This is a genomic window from Streptomyces sp. NPDC048349 (assembly GCF_040651925.1).
Classification (GTDB): domain Bacteria; phylum Actinomycetota; class Actinomycetes; order Streptomycetales; family Streptomycetaceae; genus Streptomyces.
Genome location: NZ_JBEZLA010000052.1, coordinates 16,448 through 40,909 on the forward strand (window position 1 = coordinate 16,448; position 24,462 = coordinate 40,909).

The 24,462-nt window shown below is 73.8% G+C and carries 25 protein-coding genes; 11 read left to right on the forward strand and 14 right to left on the reverse strand.

Features of this window, described 5'->3' with window-relative positions:
• Nucleotides 1–72: 72 nt before the first annotated feature.
• Entirely contained in the window at nucleotides 73–1,485 is a 1,413-nt protein-coding gene (locus tag AB0D44_RS25340) for an aldehyde dehydrogenase family protein (RefSeq protein ID WP_362594981.1), read from the forward strand.
• A gap of 45 nt (nucleotides 1,486–1,530) precedes the next feature.
• Nucleotides 1,531–2,610: a Zn-dependent alcohol dehydrogenase gene (locus tag AB0D44_RS25345; RefSeq protein WP_362594983.1), complete on the forward strand. Its 1,080-nt coding sequence runs from the start codon at nucleotides 1,531–1,533 to the stop codon at nucleotides 2,608–2,610.
• A gap of 173 nt (nucleotides 2,611–2,783) precedes the next feature.
• On the opposite strand, the gene AB0D44_RS25350 is transcribed toward AB0D44_RS25345, so the two are convergent.
• Nucleotides 2,784–3,437 carry a TetR/AcrR family transcriptional regulator C-terminal domain-containing protein gene (locus AB0D44_RS25350; RefSeq protein WP_362594985.1) on the reverse strand — a complete coding sequence of 218 codons (654 nt, stop codon included), beginning with the start codon at nucleotides 3,435–3,437 and terminating at the stop codon, nucleotides 2,784–2,786.
• Between the two features lie 78 nt (nucleotides 3,438–3,515).
• Here AB0D44_RS25350 and AB0D44_RS25355 point away from each other — a divergent pair, with 78 nt between their 5' ends.
• Both AB0D44_RS25355 and AB0D44_RS25360 read left to right on the forward strand, forming a co-directional pair.
• Entirely contained in the window at nucleotides 3,516–4,667 is a 1,152-nt protein-coding gene (locus tag AB0D44_RS25355) for an acyl-CoA dehydrogenase family protein (protein WP_362594987.1), read from the forward strand.
• A 100-nt stretch (nucleotides 4,668–4,767) separates the two neighbouring features.
• Nucleotides 4,768–5,397 carry a TetR/AcrR family transcriptional regulator gene (locus AB0D44_RS25360; protein WP_362594989.1) on the forward strand — a complete coding sequence of 210 codons (630 nt, stop codon included), beginning with the start codon at nucleotides 4,768–4,770 and terminating at the stop codon, nucleotides 5,395–5,397.
• A 160-nt stretch (nucleotides 5,398–5,557) separates the two neighbouring features.
• Here AB0D44_RS25360 and AB0D44_RS25365 read toward each other — a convergent pair whose 3' ends face one another.
• Nucleotides 5,558–6,019, reverse strand: a complete 462-nt coding sequence (locus AB0D44_RS25365; RefSeq protein ID WP_362594991.1) for a MaoC family dehydratase — start codon at nucleotides 6,017–6,019, stop codon at nucleotides 5,558–5,560.
• Nucleotides 6,020–6,128: 109 nt separating this feature from the next.
• On the opposite strand from AB0D44_RS25365, the gene soxR reads away from it, so the two are divergent.
• Nucleotides 6,129–6,572 (forward strand): redox-sensitive transcriptional activator SoxR, encoded by a 444-nt coding sequence (gene soxR, locus AB0D44_RS25370; RefSeq protein WP_362594993.1) that lies wholly within the window; start codon nucleotides 6,129–6,131, stop codon nucleotides 6,570–6,572.
• On the opposite strand, the gene AB0D44_RS25375 is transcribed toward soxR, so the two are convergent.
• The 4 genes from AB0D44_RS25375 to AB0D44_RS25390 all read right to left on the reverse strand — a co-directional run bounded on the left by AB0D44_RS25375 (nucleotide 6,553) and on the right by AB0D44_RS25390 (nucleotide 10,795).
• On the reverse strand, nucleotides 6,553–7,332 hold the full coding sequence (locus AB0D44_RS25375; RefSeq protein ID WP_362594995.1) for a 3-keto-5-aminohexanoate cleavage protein: 780 nt from the start codon (nucleotides 7,330–7,332) through the stop codon (nucleotides 6,553–6,555). The two genes, soxR and AB0D44_RS25375, sit on opposite strands and share 20 nt — an antisense overlap.
• Nucleotides 7,333–7,382: 50 nt before the next feature.
• Nucleotides 7,383–7,964, reverse strand: a complete 582-nt coding sequence (locus AB0D44_RS25380) for a hypothetical protein (protein ID WP_362594997.1) — start codon at nucleotides 7,962–7,964, stop codon at nucleotides 7,383–7,385.
• A gap of 95 nt (nucleotides 7,965–8,059) precedes the next feature.
• On the reverse strand, nucleotides 8,060–9,397 hold the full coding sequence (locus AB0D44_RS25385) for a serine-threonine protein kinase (RefSeq protein WP_362594999.1): 1,338 nt from the start codon (nucleotides 9,395–9,397) through the stop codon (nucleotides 8,060–8,062).
• An 84-nt stretch (nucleotides 9,398–9,481) separates the two neighbouring features.
• Entirely contained in the window at nucleotides 9,482–10,795 is a 1,314-nt protein-coding gene (locus AB0D44_RS25390) for a DUF1343 domain-containing protein (protein WP_362595001.1), read from the reverse strand.
• A 97-nt stretch (nucleotides 10,796–10,892) separates the two neighbouring features.
• Between AB0D44_RS25390 and AB0D44_RS25395 the strand changes: the two genes are divergently transcribed.
• The 3 genes from AB0D44_RS25395 to AB0D44_RS25405 are packed head-to-tail and all read left to right on the forward strand — an operon-like array spanning nucleotide 10,893 to nucleotide 14,030.
• Nucleotides 10,893–11,663 carry an SDR family oxidoreductase gene (locus AB0D44_RS25395; RefSeq protein ID WP_362595003.1) on the forward strand — a complete coding sequence of 257 codons (771 nt, stop codon included), beginning with the start codon at nucleotides 10,893–10,895 and terminating at the stop codon, nucleotides 11,661–11,663.
• Nucleotides 11,648–13,375 carry an AMP-binding protein gene (locus tag AB0D44_RS25400; RefSeq protein ID WP_362595005.1) on the forward strand — a complete coding sequence of 576 codons (1,728 nt, stop codon included), beginning with the start codon at nucleotides 11,648–11,650 and terminating at the stop codon, nucleotides 13,373–13,375. The genes AB0D44_RS25395 and AB0D44_RS25400 overlap by 16 nt, the downstream gene beginning before the upstream one ends.
• Before the next feature lie 49 nt (nucleotides 13,376–13,424).
• Nucleotides 13,425–14,030 (forward strand): TetR/AcrR family transcriptional regulator, encoded by a 606-nt coding sequence (locus tag AB0D44_RS25405; protein WP_362595007.1) that lies wholly within the window; start codon nucleotides 13,425–13,427, stop codon nucleotides 14,028–14,030.
• A 137-nt stretch (nucleotides 14,031–14,167) separates the two neighbouring features.
• Here AB0D44_RS25405 and AB0D44_RS25410 read toward each other — a convergent pair whose 3' ends face one another.
• From AB0D44_RS25410 to AB0D44_RS25440, 7 genes are all read right to left on the reverse strand, one after another.
• On the reverse strand, nucleotides 14,168–15,382 hold the full coding sequence (locus tag AB0D44_RS25410; protein WP_362595009.1) for an acyl-CoA dehydrogenase family protein: 1,215 nt from the start codon (nucleotides 15,380–15,382) through the stop codon (nucleotides 14,168–14,170).
• Between the two features lie 12 nt (nucleotides 15,383–15,394).
• Nucleotides 15,395–16,435 (reverse strand): phosphotransferase family protein, encoded by a 1,041-nt coding sequence (locus AB0D44_RS25415; protein WP_362595011.1) that lies wholly within the window; start codon nucleotides 16,433–16,435, stop codon nucleotides 15,395–15,397.
• 134 nt (nucleotides 16,436–16,569) lie between these two features.
• Entirely contained in the window at nucleotides 16,570–17,481 is a 912-nt protein-coding gene (locus AB0D44_RS25420; RefSeq protein WP_362595013.1) for an MBL fold metallo-hydrolase, read from the reverse strand.
• Nucleotides 17,482–17,601: 120 nt separating this feature from the next.
• Nucleotides 17,602–17,898 (reverse strand): hypothetical protein, encoded by a 297-nt coding sequence (locus tag AB0D44_RS25425; RefSeq protein WP_362595015.1) that lies wholly within the window; start codon nucleotides 17,896–17,898, stop codon nucleotides 17,602–17,604.
• Nucleotides 17,899–18,022: 124 nt separating this feature from the next.
• Nucleotides 18,023–18,346: a DUF202 domain-containing protein gene (locus tag AB0D44_RS25430; protein ID WP_362595017.1), complete on the reverse strand. Its 324-nt coding sequence runs from the start codon at nucleotides 18,344–18,346 to the stop codon at nucleotides 18,023–18,025.
• Nucleotides 18,343–18,741 (reverse strand): DUF202 domain-containing protein, encoded by a 399-nt coding sequence (locus AB0D44_RS25435; protein WP_362595019.1) that lies wholly within the window; start codon nucleotides 18,739–18,741, stop codon nucleotides 18,343–18,345. Before AB0D44_RS25435 ends, AB0D44_RS25430 begins: the two co-directional genes overlap by 4 nt.
• Nucleotides 18,738–19,271, reverse strand: coding sequence for an NUDIX domain-containing protein (locus tag AB0D44_RS25440; RefSeq protein WP_362595021.1), 534 nt, complete (start codon nucleotides 19,269–19,271; stop codon nucleotides 18,738–18,740). The genes AB0D44_RS25435 and AB0D44_RS25440 overlap by 4 nt, the downstream gene beginning before the upstream one ends.
• Before the next feature lie 76 nt (nucleotides 19,272–19,347).
• On the opposite strand from AB0D44_RS25440, the gene AB0D44_RS25445 reads away from it, so the two are divergent.
• Entirely contained in the window at nucleotides 19,348–21,003 is a 1,656-nt protein-coding gene (locus AB0D44_RS25445; RefSeq protein ID WP_362595023.1) for an FAD-binding dehydrogenase, read from the forward strand.
• Nucleotides 21,004–21,158: 155 nt separating this feature from the next.
• Here the strand turns inward: AB0D44_RS25445 and AB0D44_RS25450 are convergent, their stop codons facing one another.
• Entirely contained in the window at nucleotides 21,159–21,584 is a 426-nt protein-coding gene (locus AB0D44_RS25450) for an ASCH domain-containing protein (protein WP_362595025.1), read from the reverse strand.
• 273 nt (nucleotides 21,585–21,857) lie between these two features.
• On the opposite strand from AB0D44_RS25450, the gene AB0D44_RS25455 reads away from it, so the two are divergent.
• Nucleotides 21,858–22,805 carry a hypothetical protein gene (locus AB0D44_RS25455; protein WP_362595027.1) on the forward strand — a complete coding sequence of 316 codons (948 nt, stop codon included), beginning with the start codon at nucleotides 21,858–21,860 and terminating at the stop codon, nucleotides 22,803–22,805.
• Between the two features lie 70 nt (nucleotides 22,806–22,875).
• The gene (locus AB0D44_RS25460) at nucleotides 22,876–24,420 is read left to right on the forward strand and encodes an APC family permease (protein ID WP_362595029.1); all 1,545 of its coding nucleotides are present in this window, start codon (nucleotides 22,876–22,878) and stop codon (nucleotides 24,418–24,420) included.
• Nucleotides 24,421–24,462 lie beyond the last annotated feature (42 nt).

Here is a 24,462-nt window from a genome sequence, read left to right on the forward strand (position 1 = left end):
CTACCGGCGCTAGTTTGTAGGGTGTCCGCGAGGTCTGGTCTACGCGCTCGTGCGTGCTCGGGAGGAAATGCCATGAAGGCCCACGACGGGATGTACATCGGCGGCGCATGGCGGCCCGCCGCCGGACGCGACCGCATCGAGGTGGTCAACCCGGCCGACGAGCAGGTCATCGGCTCGGTTCCGGCCGGCACCGCGGAGGACGTGGACGCCGCCGTACGGGCGGCCCGCGCAGCCCTCCCGGGCTGGGCGGCCACGGCTCCGGCCGAGCGGGCGGCCCTGATCGGCGCCCTGCGCGACGTACTGGCCGCCCGCAAGGGCGAGATCGCCGAGACCATCACCGCGGAGCTCGGTTCCCCGCTCGGCTTCGCGGAGATGGTCCACGTCGGGGCGCCGCTCGCGGTGGCCTCCTCGTATGCCGAACTCGCGGGTTCGTACGCCTTCGAGGAGCGGCTCGGGAACTCCACCGTGCTGCTCGAACCGGTCGGTGTGGTCGGGGCCATCACGCCCTGGAACTATCCCCTGCACCAAGTCGTTGCCAAGGTGGCGCCCGCTCTCGCCGCCGGCTGCACCCTCGTTCTCAAGCCGGCCGAGGACACCCCGCTGACCGCACAGCTCTTCGCCGAGGCCGTGCACGAGGCGGGCATCCCGGCCGGAGTCTTCAACCTCGTGACCGGAACCGGTCCGGTCGCCGGACAGGCCCTGGCCGCGCACGAGGGAGTGGACCTCGTCTCCTTCACCGGCTCGACCGCCGTCGGCAAGAAGATCGGCGCCACCGCCGGCGCCGCCGTCAAGCGGGTCGCCCTCGAGCTGGGCGGCAAATCGGCCAATGTCATCCTGCCCGGGGCCGACCTGGCCAAGGCCGTCGCCGCCGGCGTGGGCCACGTCATGAACAACACCGGTCAGAGCTGCAACGCGCTCACCCGCATGCTCGTACACCGGGACCAGTACGAGGAAGCCGTCTCGCTCGCGGCCGCCGCCGTCGCCAACTACCCCACCGGCGACCCCACCGACCCGGCCACCCGCCTGGGCCCGGTCGTCAACGCCAAGCAGCACGAGCGCGTGCGCGGGTACATCGCCAAGGGCGTCGAGGAAGGTGCCCGCCTCGTCGCCGGCGGCGCCGACGCACCGCACGAGAGGGGCTACTTCGTCGCGCCCACGGTGTTCGCCGACGTCACGCCCGACATGACCATCGCCCAGGAGGAGATCTTCGGCCCCGTGCTGTCGATCCTGGCCTACGAGGACGAGGAGGACGCCCTGCGCATCGCCAACGGCACCGTCTACGGCTTGGGCGGGGCGGTCTGGGCCGCGGACGGGGAGACGGCCGTGGCCTTCGCCCGCCGCATGGACACCGGACAGGTGGACATCAACGGCGGCCGCTTCAACGTGCTCGCGCCCTTCGGCGGTTACAAGCAGTCGGGCGTCGGCCGCGAACTGGGCCCGCACGGCCTGGCGGAGTACCTCCAGACCAAGTCCCTGCAGTTCTAAGCTGTCCTGCCCGTTCTGAGCCGCCGCGATTCGGAGAAGACGACCATGGTCCGCGCCGCCATCCTGCCCGCCGTCGGAGCCCCGCTCGAGATACGGGAGATCGTGCTGCCCGATCCCGGCCCCGGGCAGGTCAGGGTCCGGCTCACCGCAGCCGGGGTCTGCCACTCCGACCTCTCCCTCACCAACGGCACCATGCGCGTGCCCGTCCCCGCCGTCCTCGGCCACGAGGGCGCGGGTACGGTCCTCGCCGTCGGGGAGGGCGTGACCCACGTCGCCCCCGGCGACGGGGTCGTGCTCAACTGGGCCCCGTCCTGCGGGCAGTGCCACCACTGCTCCATCGGCGAGGTCTGGCTCTGCGCGCAGGCGCTCACGGGCGTCGGGGCCGTCTACGCGCACGACGCGCAGGGCGCCGAGCTGCACCCGGGGCTGAACGTGGCCGCGTTCGCCGAGGAGACGGTCGTCGCGGCCAACTGCGTGCTGCCCGCGCCGGCCGGGATCCCGCTCGCCGAGGCCGCCCTGCTCGGCTGCGCGGTCCTCACCGGCTACGGCGCCGTCCACCACAGCGCCCAGGTCCGCCCGGGGGAGTCGGTGGCCGTGTTCGGTGTCGGCGGGGTCGGGCTGGCCGCACTCCAGGCCGCCCGGATCGCCCAGGCGGGCCCCGTCGTGGCCGTCGACGTCTCGCCGGCCAAGGAGGAGCTGGCGCGGGCGGCCGGAGCCACCGAATTCGTGCTCGCCTCGGACACCACCGCCAAGCAGATCCGTGCCCTGACCGGCGGGCAGGGCGCGGACGTCGCCGTCGAATGCGTCGGCCGGGCGGACACCATCCGCGCAGCCTGGGAGGCCACCCGCCGGGGCGGCCGCACCACGGTCGTCGGTATCGGCGGAAAGGACCAGCAGGTCACCTTCCACGCGCTGGAGATCTTCCACTTCGCCCGCACCCTCACAGGCTGCGTCTACGGCAACAGCGACCCCGCCCGCGACCTCCCGGTGATCGCCGAACACGTCCGCGCGGGCCGCCTCGACCTCGGCGGCCTCGTCACCGACCGCATCACCCTCGACGGCATCCCGGCCGCCTTCGACGCCATGCTGGCGGGCAAGGGCGGCCGCTCGCTCGTCGTCTTCTAGTCCGGCAGTCCGGCAGTCCGGTTCTGGTCCGGCAGTCCGGCGCCGTCTTCTCCCCAGCCCGGCCCGGTGGAGGAGGAGACGGCGCCCCGGGACGCCGCGGTCCTCGAGGCTGCGCGGGGCCGGGGAGGCCGCGGCCTTCCAAGCTCCCGCGGTCGCGCGCGAGCCGCGGCCGGCTACGTTCCCGCGTTCGCGCGCGCCAGCGCCTCGTACTGGAGCGCCAGGCCGTCCAGCAGGGCCGCCAGGCCCGTCTCGAAGGCGCCCTCGTCCACCTCGTTCTGTCGCTCGGCCAGCAGGTGGGCCTGGCCCAGGTGGGGGTAGTCCGCCGGGTCGTATGCCGTCTCGTCGTCCACGAAGCCCCGGGCGAACGAGGCCATCGCCGAGCCCAGGATGAAGTACCGCATCAGCGCGCCGATCCGGGTCGCCTGGGCCGGGGGCCAGCCCGCCGCCGTCATCGCGCCGAACACCGCGTCCGCCAGCCGGAGGCCCGCCGGACGGCGGCCCGGGCCCCGCGCCAGTACCGGGACGATGTTCGGATGGTCGGACAGGGCGGCCCGGTACGAGTGGGCCCAGGCGTGCAGGGCGCCCCGCCAGTCCAGGCGGCCGGCCTCGAACATCGACAGGTCGACCCGCGCGCTCACGGCGTCCGCCACCGCGTCCAGGATCTCGTCCTTCGTGCGGAAGTGGTTGTACAGCGATGGCCCGCTGACCCCCAGGGCGGCCGCCAGCCGCCGCGTCGAGACGGCCTCCAGCCCCTCCGCGTCCACGAGCGCCCCCGCCGCCTCGACGATGCGGGCTCTGCTGAGGAGGGGCTTGCGCGGTCTGGCCATGCGCCACATAGTAGGGCCTGCCCGCCATAAACTACCGGTGCTAGTTAACGGCCCGGACGAAACGCCCGGAGGTGCCCGGTGAACCTTGAGCTGAGCGAGGAGCAGAGCGCCGTGCGCAGGCTCGCCCGCGAGTTCACCGAGCGCGAGGTGGTCCCGTACGCCGCCGCGTGGGACCGCGCCGAGAGCGTCGACCGGGGCATCGTGAAGAAGCTCGGTGCGCTCGGTTTCCTCGGCCTGACCGTCCCCGAGGAATACGGCGGCTCCGGCGGTGACCACCTCGCCTACGTCCTGGTCACCGAGGAGCTCGGCCGGGGCGATTCCGCCGTGCGCGGCATCGTCTCGGTCTCCCTCGGCCTGGTCGCCAAGTCCATCGCGGCCTGGGGGACCGAGGAGCAGAAGCACGCTTGGCTGCCGCGCCTGTGTGCCGGGGACGCGCTCGGCTGCTTCGGGCTGACCGAGCCCGGCACCGGCTCCGACGCCGGCAGCCTCACGACCCGCGCCGTGCGCGAGGGCGACGCCTACGTCCTCAGCGGCAGCAAGATGTTCATCACCAACGGCACCTGGGCCGACGTCGTGCTGCTGTTCGCCCGCACCGGCGACGAGCCCGGCCACCGCGGGGTCTCCGCCTTCCTCGTCCCCACCGACACGCCCGGCCTCACCCGCCGCGAGATCCACGGCAAGCTCGGCCTGCGCGGCCAGGCCACCGCCGAGCTCGCCCTCGACGGGGTCCGCGTCCCCGCCTCCGCCCTGCTCGGCCCCGAAGGCAAGGGCTTCTCGGTCGCCATGTCCGCACTGGCCAAGGGCCGGATGTCGGTGGCCGCCGGCTGCGTGGGCATAGCCCAGGCGGCCCTGGACGCGGCCGTGTCCTACGCTGCCCAGCGCGAGCAGTTCGGCAAGCCGATCGCCCACCATCAACTGGTGCAGGAGCTGATCGCCGACATCTCGGTCGACGTGGATGCCGCCCGCCTGCTGACCTGGCGGGTCGCGGACCTCATCGACCGCGGCCAGCCCTTCGCCACCGAGTCCTCCACCGCCAAGCTCTTCGCCTCCGAGGCTGCCGTCCGGGCCGCGAGCAACGCGCTCCAGGTGCACGGCGGTTACGGATACATCGACGAGTACCCGGCCGGGAAGCTGCTGCGCGACGCCCGCGTGATGACCCTCTACGAAGGCACCAGCCAGATCCAGAAGCTGCTGATCGGCCGGGCCCGGACCGGGGTGTCCGCGTTCTGAGCACGAACGGGAGCGCGCCAACCTCCCGCGCGCCCGCTAAGCGCTTGCTCACCCTCCGGTAAGGTGTTCATTTCCATACGGCGAAGAGGGTGAGTGAGCGATGGACAGCGCGGCGGAGACGGTCGACGGCTACCAGCCGTGGTCCGAGGTCACCCCCGACGCCGCGCGGCGGCTGCTCGTCGCCGCCGTGGAGGCCTTCGCGGAGCGCGGGTACCACGCGACCACCACACGTGACATCGCGGGTCGCGCGGGGATGAGCCCGGCCGCCCTCTACATCCACTACAAGACCAAGGAAGAACTGCTCCACCGGATCAGCCGGATCGGCCACGACAAGGCCCTGGAGATCCTCACCACCGCCGCGGACGCGCCGGGCACCGCCGCCGAACGGCTCGATGCGGCCGTACGGTCCTTCGTACGCTGGCACGCCGCCCACCACACCACCGCGCGCGTGGTCCAGTACGAGCTCGATGCTCTCGCTCCGGAGCACCGCTCCGAGATCGTGGCACTGCGCCGGCAGAGCGACGCCGCCGTGCGCCGGATCCTCGCCGACGGCGTCGAGGCGGGCGAGTTCGCCGTCCCCGACGTGCCCGGCACCACCCTCGCCGTGCTGTCGCTCTGCATCGACGTGGCCCGCTGGTTCAGCGTGTCCGGGCACCGCACGCCCGACGAGGTCGGCGCCCTCTACGCCGACCTCGTGCTCCGCATGGTGGGCGCGCGCCCCCACCGGTAGGCCGGCGGGCACCGGACCGGGAGGACGGGCCCGGGCGTGCTGCCAACAGACCCGGGCGCGTGCTGCCAACAGACCCGGGCGCGCGCCGTCAACGGCCGTGCGGTGGCCAGGAGGCGGTAGCCGCTCCGCAGGGGATGAGCCGCTCCGAAACGGCAGCGGCTCAGAAGTAGTAGCGGGACACCGACTGCGCCACGCACACCGGCTTGTCGCCGCCCTCGCGCTCCACCGTCACGGTGGCCGCGACCTGGACCCCGCCCCCGGCCTCCGTGACCTCCGTGATCACGGCGGTCGCGCGCAGCCGCGAGCCGACCGGCACCGGCGCCGGGAAGCGTACCTTGTCCACGCCGTAGTTGATGCCCATCTTCATGCCTTCGACCCGCATGATCTGCGGCACCAGGCTCGGCAGCAGGGACAGGGTCAGATAGCCGTGCGCGATCGTGGAACCGAAGGGTCCGGACGCCGCCCGCTCCGGGTCCACGTGGATCCACTGGTGGTCGCCGGTGGCGTCCGCGAAGAGGTCGATCCGCTTCTGGTCCACCTCCAGCCATCCGCTGGGCCCGAGCGGTTCGCCCGTCCCGGCGTGCAGCTCCTCGGCGGACGTGAAGATCCTCGGCTCGGCCATGCCCTGCTCCTGCCTCTCACTCACGGATTGCGCCGGGGCGAACAAGCGCTTGCTCAGCATGCTGGGACCGTATGTGTATGTCAACGGACCGCCGACTAACCTCGACCGGGTGCCGCAGATTCCCGAGAAAATCCACGAACTCACCGTCGGCCAGCTGTCCGCCCGTAGCGGAGCCGCCGTCTCGGCGCTCCACTTCTACGAGTCCAAGGGCCTGATCAGCAGCCGCCGCACATCCGGCAACCAGCGCCGCTACACCCGCGACGCGCTGCGCCGGGTGGCCTTCGTACGCGCCGCCCAGCGCGTGGGCATCCCGCTCGCCAGCATCCGCGACGCACTCGCCGAACTCCCCGAGGAGCGCACACCCACCCGCGAGGACTGGGCCCGCCTCTCCGAGGCCTGGCGCACCGAGCTCGACGAGCGGATCACCCAACTCGGGCGGCTGCGCGACCATCTGACCGACTGCATCGGCTGCGGCTGCCTCTCCCTGGAGAACTGCGCACTGTCCAACCCGGACGACGTCTTCGGCGAACGGCTCACCGGCTCGCGGCTGTAACCGGCGCGTGCCGCTCCAGCTGTTCCCGGGCCGCCGCCACCAGTTCGGCGTTCGACCGCGCCGGACGCCCGTCCGGCAGACGGAGTACGTCGCCCACGCCGGTCCGCGCGCCCGTACCGCATCGCGCGGCCAGGCGCAGAACCGGCCAGGCGGCGGCCTCCCGCCCGTACAGCACCACCGCCACCGGCGGCAGCCCGCGCAGCCCGGCCACCAGCGCCGGATCGGCCGCGGCGAGCTCCGCCAGCAGCCGCACCCGCCCGGGCGCCCGCACCGGCCAGGCCAGGAACCGCGCCATCGGCTCCGGGCCGGCCGGTCCGCCCAGCGGAACCATCGCGTCGACCAGGACCCCCCGGGCCAGCAGCGCCTCCGCCAACTCCGCGGCCCCCGGCTCCGCGAAACTCACCTCCGCCCGGTCCGGCAGCACGCTCCAGGACCGCACGCGCTCCAGCCGCCCCGCGGGACCGGGCTCCGCCCCCACGCTCACCGGCACCGACAGCGGTACGCGGACCCCCGTGCCCCGCAGCGCCTCCAGCACCGGCCCCACCACCCGCGGCGACAGGCTCTGCCGGCCGCACGGGGTCCGCGGGCTCACCCGTACCTCCCCGGCCCCCGCGGCTACCGCGGCCAGCGCCGCCTCCGCCAGGTCCTGCGGCGACATCGGCACGGCCGACCCCTCGACGGCGCCCCGGGCGCCGTTCAGCGACACCAGCGGCGCGGACGCCGATCCCCCGGGCCGGCTCGCCACAGGTGCCACAGCCACCCCCGGTGCCCCGGCCGCCCCGGAGGCGCGTTCCGACGCCCCGCGCGGCCTCACGCCGCGCCCGCGGTCGAGGTGTCCGCCAGCGCCGGTCTCGGCACCACGATCCCGCAGCCCGCGCACACCGGACCGTCCCAGGCCCACGCCCCCTCCCAGGCGCCGACCGCGGGGACGGCCGGCCACCGCAGCTCCTCCTCCCCGCAGACCGGGCACGCCCTCCCGGGCTCCGACTCCAGCGCCCTGACCAGCCGTCTCAACACCTCGCCCAGCGCGCCCTCCGGCCGCACCCCCGGATCCGCGCAGCGCACCACCGCGTCCCCGCTCCCGCCCCACGCCCACTCCGGACGGCGCAGCCCGTGGTGCTTCTCCCGCCGGCGCCGCTCCGCGAACTGGCGCTCGTACTCCAGCCAGACCGCCCGTGCGTCCTCCAGCTCCTCCAGCGCGGCGACCAGCCGCAGCGGGTCGGCGCCCCGGTCCTCGGGGGCGATCCCGTGCCGGTCGCACAGGTGCCACCACGTGGCCCGGTGCCCGTACGGGGCGAACCGCTCCAGGCAGCGGCGCAGGGAATGGCGCCGCAGGGCCCGGTCATTGCGCGCGTCGCGCACCTGATGGGCCAGACTCCGGAATCCTGCCATCGCACCTTCACCTCCACCGATGTGCCCAACATGCCCTGCCGGGGCCGGGCGCATGCGGGGGCGGTCGAGGCGTGCGGGTGGCACATGGCCGGAAGTCAGCGCCCCATGCGCCCCGCGGCCACCACCACCCGGGCCAGCTCCTCGTGGCAGATGTCGCTGTGCGCCCCCGAGGGAGCGCCGCCGCGCCGCACCACCGAGCCCGCGTCCACACTCACGCAACCCGCCGCGGGCACCCCCTCGCGCAGGGCCGCGTCCAGGGTCAGCCGGGGCGCGCCCGGCACCGCCTGCACCCCGTCGTGCCCGAGCGCGCCCCAGCGTTCGTCGAAGCCCAGCAGTCCGGCCGAATCGCCCGCCATCCGGGAGGCCAGCGGGTAGAACACCCGCAGCGAGGTGTCGTGCGGGGAGTGGCAGGCCACCACGGGCCCGGCGACCTTGCGCTGGAGACCGCCCAGGGCGCCGCCGCGGTTCCTGTCGTGGGGCAGCCGCTCCGCGAACGCGTAGTGCGAGAACGCTCCTTGGAGCAACGTCAGGGAGGCCACGCACCGGGAGCCGTCCGGGATCGCGCGCAGCGAGTACGACACCAGCCGCGCCCCGAAGCTGTGCCCGATCAGATGGATCCGCAGGCCCGGCCGCCTGCCCGCCAGCTCCGCGAGGACCGGGCCGAGGCCGCGCTCACCGACGACGCCCGCCCGCTTCTTCATCTTGTAATACGTGGCCTGGCGCAGCAGTTCCTTCGCGCCGTTCCACAGCGGGCGCAGCCCCGCGCCCGTCGCGAGGCCCTGCTCGGGCCGGCCCCCGGGCGGCGCGCCCGCCTCGACCAGCGCGTCGGTCAGGGCCCGGCACACCTCGAGGACGTCCAGAGCGAAGACGGCGGGAACCGGCCGCGCCGCCGGCACGCCGGCCGCGGACGCACCGTCCACCACGTCCACGCCCGCGAGTTCCCGTACGAGCGCCCCGAACTCGATGAACGCGGCCTCCGACTCCGGCCGCACCTCCAGCAGTTCTGCCACGCGGCCCAGCTCCGCCTGCCGCCCGGGCCAGAACCCCGCGAGCGCCCGCCGGGTCCCCGGATCCAGCGCCGTCCCGAAGCCGGGCTCCGCGAGGGCGCCCTCGAAGTCCGGTATCGGCTCGTCGGAGAAGCGCATCGAGGGCCATACGACGCCCACGTACCCCAAGCGCACCCCTGGCCCCACCAGTCCCGGGAAGGGGGCGAAGAACCGGTCGTAGAGCCGGGTCGCCGTGGACCGGTCGCTGTTCCAGCCGTGCGCGAAGACCAGGAGGTCCGTGGCATCGATCCGGGCCACCGCGGCCTGCGTCCCCCGGTCCACGTCGCCCTCGGAGTCGAAGGTCAGCTCCGCATACGGCCCGACCCCGGCTGCCGGCCCGGCCCCGACCCCAGCCCCAGTCCCGGCCCCGACTCCGCCGTCCGTCATGACCCGCCCCCTCCACGCCGTGCGCCCGGTGGATCCAGCATCCTGCGGGCGCGCCCGCCCGGCCAGACCCCGGACGCCACCGGCTCACCCGTAGAGCAGGTACTCCGCACGCACCGCCTCGAACCGGGCCAGCCCCGCCGCCCAGTCGCCCGCGATCTCCTCTACGCCGGCCCCCGCGTCCACCAGCCTGCGCACCCGGTCCGAGCCCGTCAGCTTGTCGATCCAGTGGTCGGGCCGCCAGGCGAAGCCGCTCCACGAGCGCCGGGCCGTGACCAGCAGCCCGATCCCGGCCCGTACCGGATCGAAGGCCTCGCGGTCGTGCACGATCAGCCGGACCCCGCCGCACACCTTCCCGGCGTGCTTGGAGAAGGACGGCGTGAAGTACGCCTCCCGGAACCACACCCCCGGCAGATCCAGCGCGTTCGCCGCCTGCGCCCACCGCCGGTCGACGCCCTCCGCGCCCAGCACCTCGAAGGGGGTGGTCGTCCCGCGCCCCTCGGACAGGTTCGTCCCCTCGAACAGGCAGGTACCGGCGTAGGCGAGGGCCGTGTCCGGGGTCGGCATGTTCGGGCTGGGCGGCACCCACGGCAGCCCGGTGTCACCGAAGAAGGACCCCCGCCGCCAGCCGCTCATCGCCACCGTCCGCAGCCCGACCTGCTTTTCGGGCAGCCGGGACAGGAACTCGCCGTTGAAGAGCAGCGCCAGTTCGGCCGCCGTCATCCCGTGCGCGAGCGCGATCGGCTCACGTCCCACGAAGCTCGCGTACGGCCGCTCCAGCACCGGCCCCGCGGCCCGCCGGCCGCCCACCGGGTTGGGCCGGTCCAGCACCACCACCGCCTTGCCGGCGAGGGCGGCCGCGCGCATGCAGTCGTAGAGCGTCCAGATGTAGGTGTAGAAGCGCGCCCCGACGTCCTGGATGTCGAAGACGACGGTGTCGATCCCGGCCGCCGTGAACACGTCCGCGAGCCGCTGCCCGCTCTTGTCGTACGTGTCGTACACCGGCAGCCCGGTCGCCGGATCCCGGGAGGGCCCCTCCGAGCCGCCCGCCTGCGCCGTCCCGCGGAACCCGTGCTCCGGGCCGAACACCGCCACCAGGTCCACCCGGCCGTCCGCGTGCAGTACGTCGACCAGGTGGCGGGCGTCGGCGGTGATCCCGGTGGGGTTGGTGACCACCCCGACCTTCTGCCCGGCGAGTGCGGCGTAGCCGTCCGCGGCGAGCCGCTCGAAGCCGGTCCGCACCCGGCCCGCCCGTGGAGCGCCGGCCGACGGATCCGAGCCGGCCGACGGATCCGTACCCCAGGCGGCCCCCGCGGCCCCGGCGACCCCGGCCGCACCCACGGCCCCCGCCGCCCCGATGGCCCCCGCCAGTCCCAGCACCCCGCGTCGCGACAGAGTCATCCCGCCACGCTAGGGCGCAGCCCCCTTCCGCCCCGACATACCGACTGGTTAGTCTGCTCGCGATCCGCACGCCGTCCGTCCCCGAAAGGTGATCCCCGTGAGCGCGTACGCGTACCAGGACCAGCGAGTCGTCGTCACCGGAGCGGGCGGCGGGATCGGGGCCGCCCTCGCCCACCGCTTCGCCGCGGAGGGGGCCACGGTGGTCGTCAACGACCTCGACCCGGCCAAGGCCGCCGCGGTGGCGGGCGCGATCGGCGTCCGCGCGATCCCCCTCGCCGGCGACGCGTCGGCGATCGTGGCCGAGGCCCGGGACGCCCTCGGCGGCGGGATCGACGTCTACTGCGCCAATGCCGGACTGGCCTCCGGGGGCGACGCGTTCGCCGACGAGGCCGTCTGGGAGGCGGCCTGGGACACCAACGTCATGGCCCACGTCCGCGCGGCCCGGCTCCTCCTTCCGGACTGGCTGGAGCGCGGGAGCGGCCGCTTCGTGTCCACGGTCTCCGCCGCCGGACTGCTGACCATGATCGGGGCCGCGCCGTACAGTGTCACCAAGCACGGTGCGCTCGCCTTCGCCGAATGGCTCTCGCTGACCTACCGCCACCGCGGTGTCGAGGTCCACGCCATCTGCCCGCAGGGGGTGCGCACCGACATGCTGACGGCCGCGGGATCGGCGGGCGAGCTCGTCCTCGCACCGACCGCGATCGAGCCGGAAGCGGTCGCTGACGCACTGTTCGACGGCATGGAGAAGGGCCGGTTCTTGATCCTCCCGCACCCCGAGGTCGCGGACTTCTACGCCGCCCGCGCCACCGACCCGGACCGCTGGCTGAGCGGCATGAACCACCTCCAGCGGACATGGGAGACCCCGTGAGCTCCCCGTACGCCGCCCGGCCCTGGCTCGCCCTGCTCAGCCCGGCCCAGCGGGCGCCCGTCACCCCGCCGCCGACCGTGCTGCACGCCTTCCGCGAGGCCGTGGCCCGTGCCCCCGAGCGGACCGCGCTCGCCTACTTCGACGGCCGCACCGGCTACGCCGAGGCCGACGCCCTGTCCGACTCGGTCGCCGGCCACCTCGCGGCGCGCGGCGTCCGCCGGGGTGACCGGGTCGCCGTCATGCTGCAGAACACGCCGCACTTCGTGCTGGCCGTGCTCGCCGCCTGGAAGGCCGGGGCCGTCGTCGTCCCGCTCAACCCCATGTACAAGGCGGGCGAAGTCGGGCACGTCCTGCGCGACTCCGGCGCCGCCGCGCTGGTCTGCGACGGCCGCGCGTGGTCGGCGTACCTCCGCGAGACCGTCGCGGGCACCGCCGTACGGACCGTCCTGACCGCCTGCGACCTGGACTTCCAGAGCCGCAACGACCCGCGGGTCCTGGCCCCGGCGGACGGCCGTCGAGCGTCCGGAGCCCCGGACACGACCGGCGGCCCCGACAGCGCCGGCGGTCCCGACAGCGCCGGCGGTCCCGACGTCGCCGACCTCGCCACCGTCGCACGCCAGGGCCACCCCGCCCCGGACGACCCGCTCCTCGCCGCCGACGACACCGCCCTGATCAGCTACACCTCGGGGACCAGCGGCACCCCCAAGGGCGCCATGAACCCGCACGGCGCCCTCACGTACAACGCCGTCCGCCAGGTCACCGCCCACCCCCTCCCCGAGGGCGCCACCTACTTCGCCCTCGCGCCCCTGTTCCACATCACGGGCATGGTCTGCGAGCTCGCCGCCTGCTTCGCCAACGCCGGCACCCTCGTCCTCGCCCACCGCTTCGACGCCGCGGTCGTGCTCGACGCCTTCCTGGAGCACCGCCCCGCCTACACCGTCGGCCCGGCCACCGCCTTCATGGCCCTGGCCGCCCACCCCGAAGTCACCCGGGACCACTTCTCCTCGTTCCGGGTGATCTCCTCCGGCGGAGCCCCGCTGCCGCCCGCGCTCGTCGAACGGCTGCGCGGCGCCTTCGGCTTCTACCTGCGCAACGGCTACGGCCTCACCGAGTGCACCGCCCCCTGCGCCAGCGTTCCCCCGCACCTCGAAGCCCCCGTCGACCCGGCCTCCGGCACCCTCTCCGTCGGACTGCCGGGCGCCGACACCGTCGTACGGATCCTCGACGAGCACGGCGCCGAGGTGCCCTTCGGCGAGACCGGCGAGATAGCCGTCCGCGGCCCGCAGGTCGTACCCGGCTACTGGGGCCTGCCGGCGGACACGGCCAAGGCCTTTCCGGGCGGCGAACTGCGCACCGGGGACGTCGGTTTCATGGACGCGGACGGCTGGCTGTACGTCGTCGACCGCAAGAAGGACATGATCAACGCCTCCGGTTTCAAGGTCTGGCCGCGCGAGGTCGAGGACGTGCTCTACACCCACCCCGCGGTCCGCGAGGCGGCCGTGGTCGGCGTCCCCCACCCCTACCGCGGAGAGAGCGTGAAGGCGTACGTCAGCCTGCGTCCCGGCGCCCGCGCCGAGCCGGCCGAACTGTCCGCCTACTGCGCCGAACGCATCGCCGCCTACAAGTACCCCCGCCAGGTGGAGATCCTGCCTGTCCTGCCGAAGACCACCAGTGGCAAGATCCTGCGACGGGAACTGCGCGACCGCGGCTGAAAACAGTCGGATGGTCGTACAGCTGGAATCGGAAGGGAAGGTCGGCGCCATGGCTGCCAGGACCACGGAACCCGAAGGCGCGCACGAGGCCCCGGTACCGCAGCGGCTGCTGGCCGTCGCGACCCGGTTGTTCGCCGAGCGCGGCTATGACCGCACCTCCGTGCAGGAGATCGTCGAGGCGGCCGGGGTCACCAAGGGGGCGCTCTACCACTACTTCGGGTCCAAGGACGACCTGCTGCACGAGGTGTACGCGCGGATGCTGCGCCGCCAGCAGCAGCGGCTCGACGCGGTGGCCGGATCCGACGCACCGGTCGAGGACCGGCTGCGGGCGGCCGCCGCCGACGTGGTGGTCACCACGATCGAGAACCTCGACGATGCGATGATCTTCTTCCGGTCGATGCACCAGCTCAGCCCGGAGAAGTTCAAGCAGGTCCGGGCGGAGCGACGGCGCTACCACGAGCGCTTCCGGGCGCTGATCGAGGAGGGCCAGCGCACCGGCGTGTTCTCCGACGCCACCCCCGCCGACCTGGTGGTGGACTACCACTTCGGGTCCGTGCACCACCTGTCGACCTGGTACCGCGCGGACGGGCCGCTCACGCCGCAGCAGGTCGCCGATCACCTCGCCGACCTGCTGCTGCGCGCACTGCGCCCCTGAGCCCGGCCCAGCGGGAGGGCCGTGCGGCCCCAGGTCCCCACGCTGACCAGGGCGGACGGAGGAGACGAAGGGCGTGTCCCGAAGGGGAGCCGGGCCCGCCCGCCCCGGACCCCAAGCCCTCCGCGCTCCGCCCGGCGCTACATGTACCGCTTCAGCTCGCGCCGGGCCAGCGAGCGCTGGTGGACCTCGTCCGGCCCGTCCGCCAGCCGCAGCGTGCGCGCCGCCGCCCACAGCTCGGCGAGCGGGAAGTCTTGGCTCACCCCGCCCGCGCCGTGCAGCTGCACCGCGTCGTCCAGGATCCGCACCACCGCCCGCGGGGTCGCGATCTTGATGGCCTGGATCTCGGTGTGCGCGCCCCGGTTCCCGACCGTGTCCATCAGCCAGGCCGTCTTCAGCACCAGCAGCCGCAACTGCTCCACCGTCACCCGGGCGTCCGCGATCCAGTTCTGTACGACCCCCTGCGCGGCCAGCGGCTTGCCGAAGGCCGTACGGTCCACGGCGCGCCGGCACATCAGCTCGATGGCCCGCTCCGCCATGCCGATCAGCCGCATGCAGTGGTGGATGCGGCCCGGTCCGAGCCGCGCCTGGGCGATGGCGAAGCCGGTGCCCTCCTCGCCGATGAGGTTCGCCGCCGGGACCCGGGCCCCGTCGAAGACCACCTCGGCGTGCCCGCCGTGGTCGTGGTCCTCGTACCCGTACACCGTCATGGCACGGCGGACCTCGACGCCCGGGGTGTCGCGCGGTACCAGGATCATCGACTGCTGGCGCCGCGGATCGGGGCCCTGCGGGTCGGTCTTGCCCATCACGATGAAGATCTTGCAGTCCGGGTTCATCGCCCCGGAGATGAACCACTTGCGCCCGGTGACGACGTACTCGTCACCCGACCGCTCGATCCGCGTCTCGACGTTGGTCGCGTCCGAGGACGCCACATCCGGCTCGGTCATCGCGAACGCGGAGCGGATCTCCCCGGCCAGCAGGGGCTCCAGCCACTGCTTCTTGTGCTCCTCCGCACCGAACTGCGCGAGCAGCTCCATGTTCCCGGTGTCCGGGGCCGCGCAGTTGGTCGCCATCGGGGCCAGGTGCGGGCTGCGGCCGGTGATCTCGGCGAGCGGGGCGTACTGGAGGTTGGTCAGCCCCGCCCCGTACCCGGTGTCGGGCAGGAAGAGGTTCCACAGGCCCTGGCGGCGTGCCTCGGCCTTCAGTTCACCGAAGACGGCCGGGGTGTCCCAGGGCGAGGCCAGCCGTGCGCGCTGCTCGGCGGCGACGGGCTCCGCCGGGTAGACGTACTCCTCCATGAACGCGAGCAGCCGCTCGCGGAGTTCCTCGGTCCGGGCGTCGAATGCGAAGTCCATGGGTTGCGTGCCTCAGCCTTCGTGGAGTTCCTGGAGGGTGGTCAGACCGTGCTCGATGAAGACCGGGACCAGCTCGCCGATCCGGTCGAAGCCCGCGCCGACGGTCTGCCCGAGCGTGTAGCGGTAGTGGATCCCCTCGAGGATCACCGCGAGCTTGAACCAGGCGAACGCCGTGTACCAGGCGATCGCGCCGGTGTCCCGCCCGGAGCGCGCCGCGTAGCGTTCGACCAGTTCGGCGGGGGCCGGATGCCCCGGAGCCCCGCTGGTGGTGCTGACCGCGGACGCGGTCAGGCCCAGGTCGGAGCTGTACATCACCAGCAGCCCGAGGTCGGTCAGGGGATCGCCCAGCGTAGACATCTCCCAGTCCAGCACCGCCCTGATCGTGTCGTCCGGGCCGCCGATCAGCACGTTGTCCAGCCGGAAGTCCCCGTGCACCACGGTCGGCGCGGGGGAGCGGGGCAGGGTGCGGCCGAGCGTGCCGTGCAGCTCCTCGATCCCGGCGAGCTCGCGCCCCCGGGAAGCCGCGAGCTGCTTGCCCCAGCGGCGCAGCTGCCGGTCCAGGAAGCCCTCGGGCCGGCCGAAGTCGCCCAGGCCGACGGCCTCGGGGTCCACCGCGTGCAGGTCGACCAGCGTGTCCACCAGCCCGAGCACCGCCCGCCGGGTGCGTTCGGGGCCGAGCGCGGCGAGCTGGCCCGCCATGCGGTACGGCACGCCGTCCACGTACTCCATGACGTAGAACGGCGCCCCGAGCACGGACTCGTCCTCGCACAGCAGCACGGGCTCGGGGACCGGTACGGCCGTCCCGTGCAGGGCGGCGATCACCCGGTGCTCGCGCCGCATGTCGTGCGCCGTGTCCAGGACGTGGCCGAGCGGGGGACGGCGCACCACCCAGCGGGCGGACCCGTCGGTGACCTCGTACGTGAGGTTCGACCGGCCCCCTTCGATCAGCCGGCCGCTCAGCGCCCCGGCCACGAGGCCGGGCCGCGCGCTGTCGAGATGGCCGCGCAGCCGTTCCAGATCGAGGCCTCGGGGATCGTCCGGGGCTGGGGTCATGGGTGGGCACCTCCGTAGGGGGCGACGCTGACTGTGTTCGCTCGCAGACATCATGCCGACCAGTCGGTATGTAGTCCAGAGTACGGCGGCGGGATCACCCGCCCCCACGCATCGATCGGGCCGGACAGGCGCCCTCAGGCATGGCAGAGGATCGGCGTCCCGCCGTTCATGACCGTCATGTCCTTCAGCACCGCCAGAATGTCCAGCGCGGCGCCCTCCGGTTCCCCGGCCAGTTCCGCGTACGCCCGGTGCAGGTTCGCCACCAGCCGTTCGCTCTCCCGCCAGGCCGCGAACTCGCCGAGATCGGCCCGGCGGGCCGTCTCCAGCGGGGTCAGCCCCTGTTCCCGCCCCTCCCGGGCCAGCTCGGCCACGTACCGCAGGTAGCGCTCGGTGGCGTCGTAGGCCGAGGCGTCGGTCAGCGGCCCGTGTCCCGGCACGACGGTCTGCGCGTCCAGGGAGCGCAGCAGCTCCAGCGCCCGCAGCGAGCCGGCCAGGGAGCCCATCGCGAGGAAGGGGGTGCCCTCGGCGAAGATTAGGTCCCCGGTGAACACGACCCCCTGCCGGGGCAGCCACACGATCGAGTCGCCGGTCGTGTGCGCGACGCCCGGGTGGATGACCTGCACCTCGGTCCCGCCGACGTGCAGGGTCATCCGGTCGCTGTAGGTGAGGTCGGGCGCGGTGATCTCTATCGCGCCGAAATCGGTCCCGGGCCAGATCATCTCCAGCTGGTGCCCGGCCGCGAGCTGTTCGGTCCGCGCGTTGTCGTGCCCCAGGACCAGCGCCTCGGGCGTGAACACGCCGTTGCCGTAGGTGTGGTCGCCGTGGTGGTGGGTGTTCACGACGGTGCGGGGGAGCGGCACGCCGGCGGCCGTGACCGCCTCGCGCAGGGCCAGGGCCCGCCGCTCGGTGGCGGCGGTGTCGACGAGCAGGGTCCGGCCGCCGTCGCTGACGAAGCCGGCGTTGTTGAGGCACCAGCCGCCGTCCGGCTGGACGTAGGCGTACACCCCCGGTGCGGGCTGGACGAGGTACGGCTTGTCGACGGTCATCTGCGCTCTCCCCGGGTGGCTTTGACGGGCGGTCGGCATCCTGCCAGCCGTCGCGGCGCCGGGGGAGGGCGGGTGTCTTCCTGTCTTCCTGCGTGGACTTCCGGTCAGCGGCCCACCGCGTCAGTGGTCGTCGTAGTGCCCGTCGTGTTCGGCGTGCCGGTGCCCGTCGTGCACGTAGTCCACGTGGTCCCCGTGGGGGACCGCCTCGTGCCCGCAGTCCGCGCCGTGCACGTGGCTGTGGCCGTCGTGCGCGGTGTGCCCGGCGCTCTCGCACTCGTCCCAGTGCCCGGAGTGCTCCCGGTGCAGATGCCCGTCGTGCGCGTAGTCGACGTGGTCGCCGTGCACGACCGACCGGTGCCCGCAGTCGGGGCCGTGGGTGTGGGTGTGCGTGGGGTGTTCCATGTGCTGAGTGGTCATGGGGCCGAGGCTAGTGCGCATCATCCGGGATCGCCCGTTCTGTCCGACTGTGTCCGAGTGGTGTCCGGCGGGCGTCGAGCCGTGCCCGGGCGCCGCCCGGAAGCCGGATCATCGGGTCACCCGCTCAGATGATCACGGCCATCGCGAACACCGCCAGCGCCACCGTGCAGGCCACCGCCGCCAGCGCCGCGCCGGGTGCGAGCCCCGGCGGCCGCCCCGCCGTCAGCGCCCGGATCCGCCGGTGCGCCACCCACAGGAACGCCAGCCAGACCAGCGCGATCACCGCCGCCCCGGCCACCTCCAGCGGCCGCCCGGAACCGCGCAGCGCCTGCCGCAGCGCCAGCACCGCCACCACCGAGGAGGCCAGCGTCGTACGCCGCCACGCGAGCCGGGTCCGTTCGGGCTGCAGTCCCGCGTCGCGCGCCTCGCCGTCCGGGGACGGGCTCACCGGCCCGACGTCCAGCCCAGCGCCACGACCACCACCATCGCCACCGCGACCAGCCCGACCCCCAGGCTCAGCACCACCGGGAACCGCGACAGCGGCAGGTCCCGGCCCCGCCGCATCGCCCGCTCGCACCGCACCCAGTGGTTCACCGCGCGCAGCGCGCACGCGGCCCCCACCGCGAGCAGCGCGAAGGCCATCCCGACCCGCACCCCCCACCGCAGGTCCGGCAGGAACTGGTCGACGGCGAAACCGCCGCCCACCAAGGCCAGCGCGGTCCGGATCCAGGCGAGGAAGGTCCGCTCGTTGGCCAGCGAGAAGCGGTAGTCGGGGGTCTCGCCCTCGTCCTGGAGGCCCTGCGGCGCGAACCAGAGGCGGACGTCTTTGACGAAGTCGATCACAAGGGCAATCTACGGCGGAACTCCCGCAGCCGCCGGTACGCCTCCAGCCCGTCCGGCACCCACGCCCACTGCCCGTCGGCGACGCGCCGGTCCAGCTCCTGCGGCGCGAGGAAGGCGTGCCAGTCCACCTCCGACTCCTGAGGAGCCACCGGCAGCGCGCAGCGCACCTCGTGCACGAAGGACCACCAGGCCCCGCCCGGGCCCTCGTACAGGAACTTGAACAGCGGCACCGGCTGCGGCAGCCCGGTGACCCCGAGCTCCTCCTCGGCCTCGCGCAGCGCGGCCGACGCGTAGTCCTCCCCGGCGCCGAGCACCCCGCCCACGAACATGTCGTAGTACGAGGGGAACACCAGCTTCGACGCCGTGCGCCGGTGCACGAAGATCCGCCCCTGCGCATCCCTGGCCTGCACGAACACGCAGCGGTGGAGCAGGCCCCGCGCGTACACCTCGCCCCGCCGGGCCTGCCCGAGGACCCGGTCGTCGCGGTCCACCACGTCCAGCACTTCGTCAGCGGCACTCACACGGTCCATCCAACCACCGTTGTTGACTGGTTACCGCTCCGTAGCCAAGGATCTGCCCCACCACCGACGGAGGACGGGTATACGCATGACGTACGACGCTGACGTGATCGTGATCGGGGCCGGGCTGTCCGGTCTCGCGGCCACCGCCGAGCTCGTCGACGCGGGCCGCAAGGTGATCCTGCTCGACCAGGAGCCCGAGCAGTCCATCGGCGGCCAGGCCCACTGGTCCTTCGGCGGCCTGTTCCTGGTGGACTCGCCCGAGCAGCGCCGGATGCGGATCAAGGACGACCGGGAGCTCGCCCTCCAGGACTGGCTCGGCACCGCCGGGTTCGACCGCGCGGAGGACGACTGGCCGCGCCGCTGGGCCGAGGCCTACGTCGACTTCGCCGCGGGCGAGAAGCGCCCCTGGCTGCACGCGCAGGGCGTCCGCTTCTTCCCGGTGGTGGGCTGGGCCGAGCGCGGCGGCTACGACGCGGAGGGCCACGGCAACTCCGTCCCCCGCTTCCACATCACCTGGGGCACCGGCCCCGGCCTGGTCGCACCCTTCGAGCGGCGGGTCCGGGCCGGCGTGGCCCGCGGCCTGGTCCAGCTCAGGTTCCGCCACCGGGTGACCGGGCTCTCCCGCACCGCGGGCGCGGTCGACACCGTGACCGGCGAGATCCTCGAGCCCTCCGACGCCGTACGGGGCGCCGCGAGCAGCCGCGGGACCACCGGGGCGTTCTCCCTGCGGGCCCAGGCCGTGATCGTGACCAGCGGTGGCATCGGCGGCAACCACGACCTCGTACGGGAGCAGTGGCCCGCGCGGCTCGGCACCCCGCCCGAGCGGATGCTCTCCGGGGTCCCCGCGCACGTGGACGGCCTGATGCTCGGGATCGCCGAGGGGGCGGGCGCCAGCCACATCAACAAGGACCGCATGTGGCACTACACCGAGGGCATCGAGAACTGGGACCCCATCTGGTCCCGGCACGGCATCCGCATCCTGCCCGGCCCCTCCTCGCTGTGGCTGGACGCCACGGGCCGGCGGCTGCCCGTGCCGCTCTTCCCGGGCTTCGACACCCTCGGCACCCTCGACCACATCATGAAGACCGGCCACGGGCACACCTGGTTCGTCCTCAACCAGCGCATCATCGGCAAGGAGTTCGCCCTCTCCGGCTCCGAGCAGAACCCGGACCTCACCGGCAAGTCGGTCCGCGACGTCATCAACCGTGCCCGGCAGGCCGTCCCCGGTCCGGTCAGGGCCTTCATGGACAACGGCGCCGACTTCGTCGTCGAGCGGGACCTGTCCGCCCTGGTGCGCGGGATGAACGCCGTCACCAAGGAGGAACTGATCGACGAGGCCGAACTGCGCCGCGTGATCACCGCCCGGGACCGGGAGATCGCCAACCCGTTCAGCAAGGACCTCCAGGTGACGGCCATTCACGGGGCCCGCAAGTACCTCGGCGACAAGCTGATCCGCACGGCCGCACCGCACCGGATCCTGGACCCCGGGGCCGGGCCGCTGATCGCCGTACGGCTGTCGATCCTGACCCGCAAGTCCCTGGGCGGCCTGGAGACCGACCTCTCCTCGCGGGTCCTGACGGCCGACGGCGAGCCGCTGCCCGGCGTCTACGCGGCGGGCGAGGCGGCCGGCTTCGGCGGCGGCGGGGTCCACGGCTACCGGGCGCTGGAGGGCACCTTCCTGGGCGGCTGCCTCTTCTCGGGCCGGGCGGCGGGCCGGGCGGCGGCGAAGGCGGTCGGCTGACCTCGAGCCCGTACCCGTACCCGTACCCGTACCCGGACCCGTACGCGGACCCGTACCCACCGGGCCCGGCCCGGCGCCGGGCCCGTACGCCGCCGTGCCCGTACGCCGCCGTGCCCGTCCCCGGGCCGCGTACGCCGAAAGGCCCCGCCCGGGCCTCAGCCCAGTTGCTCGACGATCCGGAACCGCTCCGCCACCACCGGAGTGTCGTCGTCCACCGTGAACCCCGGATCGCCGAGCAGCTCGCGCAGTTCGGGACCGTGCCAGAACGCCTCGTGGGAGGAGCGCCATTCGGCCACGGACGCGTGCCCCTCGCCCTCGGCCGACGCGTGCTCCAGGTCCACCTCGCCCAGCCGCAGCACCCGTACGCCGGTCACCTCCAGGACGGCCACCGGACGCTCCGCGGAATCCAGCAGCACCGCCCGCTGCCCCGCCACGGGCAGCGGCTCGCCCTCCGCCGCGTATCCCGCGAGCAGCCCCGTCGTCGCGGTCTTCGCCCCGCTCAGCACGGCCGCGACCAGCCTGTCGCGCAGCGGCCCCGGGAAGCCCAGCAGGTACGGGGGAAGATCGTCACAGGTGGTCATGGGCCGAGCCTAGGGGATCGCGGCCCAGTCCGCCCCGAACCGGCACAACCACCCCAACGCGCACCACCCCCACAGCAGTTGAAACCCGCCACGCAGTGGACTGGACCTTGACTCGGAGCTGTGCGTACCGCTTTGCTGTCAGTGATCACCGGTTCGCTCACCGGCACGATCCGCACACCACGCGGCCGGACCACCCACGTGCATCATGCACGTTTTCCGGCCACCGCTCACCAGCACCCCTCGTCCGCCCGCGCCCTGGAGGGAAACCCGCGGATGTCCCCGCCTCCGCCGCCCCTCGGCCGCGCCCGCAAGCGGGACGCCCAGCTCTTCGATCCCGCCCTCTGCGACGCCGAACTCGTCGACGTGCGCGCCCAGTTCACCCAGGGTCGCTGGAGCAAGGCCCGCTCCCTGCTCGTCGGCACCGGCGACGACTGGGACCGCCGCGGCCACCGCATCGTCGTCCTCGCCGAAACCCCGGCGGCCACCGCCTGGGCCCGCGAATGGCTGCTCGCCGAACCCGAGAGCGCCGACGCCGCCACCCTCCTCGCCTGCGCCGCCGTCTTCACCGCCCTGCGCCGCAAGGGCACCCCCGCGGCGGCCGAGGAGGCCTGCCGCCGGGCCGCCGCCCTGCTCCCCGCCGACCCCACCCCCTGGCTCGGCCTGCTCCTGCTCTCCCGCGCCTTCGGCACCGAGGAGGAGTTCAGCCGCCACTTCGACCAGGTCCGCGCCCGCCACCGCGAGCACCACCACGCCCACCACCTGATGGTCGCCAGGCTGGCCGAGCGCACCCCCGCCGCCGGCCACGACCCGCTCCACGAGGTCTACGACTTCGCCGCCTGGGCCGCCGAGGAGTCCCCGGCCGACTCCCCCCTCGCGGTGCTCCCCGTCATCGCCCACGCCGAGCGCTACCGGGTGCTCGCCGCCACGCACGGGCACACCTTCGGCAACGCCGCCCAGCACTGGTCCGGCCGGCGCGCCCGCCAGGTGCTGCGTTCCGCCTTCGACTGGTGGCTGGAGTGGGAGCGCGAGGACCACCCCCGCAACCGCGTCGACCTCAACTTCCTCGCCCACGCCAAGCTCTGCGAGGGCCGCCCCGCCGAGGCCGCCGCCCTGTTCCACCGCATCGGCAGCCATGCCACCCCCGCCCCGTGGTCCTACCCGGACCTCGACCCGCACAAGGCCTTCCTCGCCGCGCGCCGCGCCGCGCTCGGCACCGCCTGACCCCGACCGGCCAGACCCGGCCCCCCGGGACCAGGACCACCCCCGATCCCCCCGAAAGGACGGACCCGCCATGCCGACGGGCAGATCCACCACGCTCCAGGACCCCGCCGAGATCCGCACGTACAAGGGCCAGGACCGGGCCCTGCGCGCCGACCGCCTCGGCACCGCCGGCCTGCTGCTCTCCGTACTCGCCGCCAGCGCGCCCCTGATGGTGGTCGCCGGTGTGATGCCCACCACCTTCGGCGTCATGGGCATCGTGGGCCAGCCGCTGCTCTTCGTGATCCTCGGCATCGTCCTCGCCCTCTTCAGCATCGGCTACGCCGAAATGAGCCGGCACGTCCACAACGCCGGCGCCTTCTACGCCTACATCGCCCGCGGACTGGGCCCCACCGCGGGCGCCGGCGCCTCCCTCGTCGCACTGGTCGCCTACAGCGCCATGCAGGTCGGCGTCTACGGCATCCTCGGCTTCGAGATATCCGGCCTCTTCGCCACCTACCTCGAGATCGAACTCGCCTGGTGGATCCCGGCCCTGCTCGCCGTCGCCGCCACCGGCGCCCTCGGCTGGCTGAAGATCGACCTCAACGCCAAGGTGCTCGGCGTCCTGCTCCTCATCGAGTGCGCCCTCGTCGTCGTCTTCGACCTCGCCGCCCTCGGCAAGCCCGGAGCCCAAGGCCTCTCGCTGCACGCCTTCAACCCGGAGACCCTCAGCGGGCCCGGCCTCGGCACCGCCCTGTGCTTCTGCATCGCCGCCTTCGTCGGCTTCGAGCAGTCACCGGTGTACGCCGAGGAGACCAGCAAGCCGCACATCGTCGTCTCCCGGGTGATGTTCCTCGCCGTCGGCTTCGTCGCGCTCTTCTTCGCCCTGAGCGCCTGGGCCCTGACCGTCGCCACCGGCCCCGCCGAGGTCGTCAGGACCTCCGCGGAAGCCGGCCCCGGCCTGCTCTTCCAGCTCACCGAGTCCCGCCTCGGCGCCACCTTCACCGACGTCCTGCACGTCCTCTTCGTGACCGGCATGTTCGCGGCCATGCTCAGCTTCCACAACGTGGTCGCCCGCTACGCCTTCGCGATGGGCCGCGAGGGCCTGCTCCCGGCCGCCTTCGGCCGGACCAGCGCCGGCACCGGCGCCCCCGCCACCGGCTCGCTCCTGCAGACCGGCATCGCCACCCTCGTCGTGATCGCCTTCGCCGTCACCGACGACAAGCCCGCCGGCGACCCCACCGCCCCCGTGCTCCACCTGTTCACCTGGATGGGCAGCGTCGGCGCTCTCGGCGTGACCCTTCTCATGGCCGCCGCCTCCTTCGCGGTCATCGCCTTCTTCGTCCGCCGCGGCACCGCCGGCGCCCAGGTCTGGCGGCTCGTCGCGGCCGGCGCCGCAGGGCTCGCGCTGCTCGCCATCGCCGTCTACACCGTCAAGGACTTCGGCGTCCTGGTCGGCGCCGCGGAGGGCTCCGCCCTCAGCTGGGTCCTGCCGGGCATCATCGGCGCCGCCGTCGTCACCGGCCTGCTCTACGGGGCCTTCCTGCGCCGCAGCCGCCCCGAGGCGCACGCCCGCATCGGCCTGGGCAACGAGGCCTTCCGCCTCGACCAGGCAGCAGAGGCCACCACCAGAGACTGACCCCGGGACCTGGCTTTCCAGCCCTTACGAAGCCCCCGACAC